The sequence below is a fragment of the Pseudonocardia bannensis genome (assembly GCF_012911875.1).
Classification (GTDB): domain Bacteria; phylum Actinomycetota; class Actinomycetes; order Mycobacteriales; family Pseudonocardiaceae; genus Pseudonocardia; species Pseudonocardia bannensis.
Window position 1 is genome coordinate 1 of sequence record NZ_JAAXKZ010000272.1, and the last position, 1,087, is coordinate 1,087.

At 69.0% G+C, this 1,087-nt stretch carries 1 protein-coding gene; it reads right to left on the reverse strand.

The window, feature by feature from the left end; all coding sequences use genetic code 11:
- A partial coding sequence (locus HF519_RS30140) for an LLM class flavin-dependent oxidoreductase (protein WP_312860438.1) occupies positions 1-1,069 on the reverse strand: 1,069 nt, incomplete at its 3' end.
- Between the last annotated feature and the right edge of the window lie 18 nt (positions 1,070-1,087).

Consider the following 1,087-nt stretch of genomic DNA (forward strand, 5'->3'; position numbering starts at 1 on the left):
CGGCGAAGGCGGGCAGGACCTGCTCGGCCATCAGTTCCATCTGGGCGACGACCGCCTCGATGGGCTGGCCCCAGGCGATCAGGCAGGCGAGGTGGTCGACGCCCATCGCCTCCATCTGCTTGAACCGCTCGATCATCTTGTCCGCGGTGGTGAGGACCGGGTCGGAGTACTTCTCCCAGAGGCCTTCCGACGACGGCGACTCGTTCGCGGGCACGACGCGGCCGGCCTCCACGAACTCGATCTTCTCGCCCGGGGCCCGCGCCTTGAGACGGTCCTCGCGGGTGCCCTGGCTGACGGTCTGGGTGAGCGCGAGGTAGTGGTTGTACTCGCTCACCATGTCGTCGAAGAACTCGAGCGCGTCGGCCTCGGTCCGCCCCAGCCACGTGTGCCGGTAGACCATGACCTCGCCGCGCGGCACGCCGCTCTCCGCGGCCGCGGCGTTGTAGGCCTCCAGGAGCGCCTCGAGGTCCCCGTGCGGCTCGAAGTTGCCCCAGTTGGGCGCGGTGAGCAGGTTGTGCCCCTGCGCGGCCACCTTCCGCACGCCATCCACGCTCTGCGAGGCGACCCACAGGTCGGGGCCGGGCTGCGAGGCGGGCTTGGGCACGAGCGTGGTGCGCGGGAACGAGAAGTAGCGACCCTCGTAGGTCACGTTGTCCTCGACCCACACCTTCTGGATGATCTCCAGCGCCTCTTCGTAGATCTCCCGCGACTTGGCCGGGTCCACCCCGATCCGGTCCAGCTGGTACCGGCCGCCGCCCCGGGCCACACCGATACCCACCCGGCCCGGCGCCAGGTGGTCCAGCATCGCCATCTCCGAGGCGATCAGCAGCGGGTTATAGCTCGGGAGCACCACCACGCCGGGCAGGATCTGCAGCCGCGTGGTACGGGCCGCCGCGAGCGCGGCGAAGGCCAGGGCGCTGGGGTTCGCGACGTAGTTCTGGAACACGTTCTCGTTGATCGCGACACCCTCGAAACCGAGCCGCTCGGCGGTGTCGACGATCGTCAGCATGTCCTGCAGCAGCTCGCCCCACGGGCGATCCATGTCCGAGTAGAAGAAGGGCGCCGTCACCCAGAACTTCAATGCCAT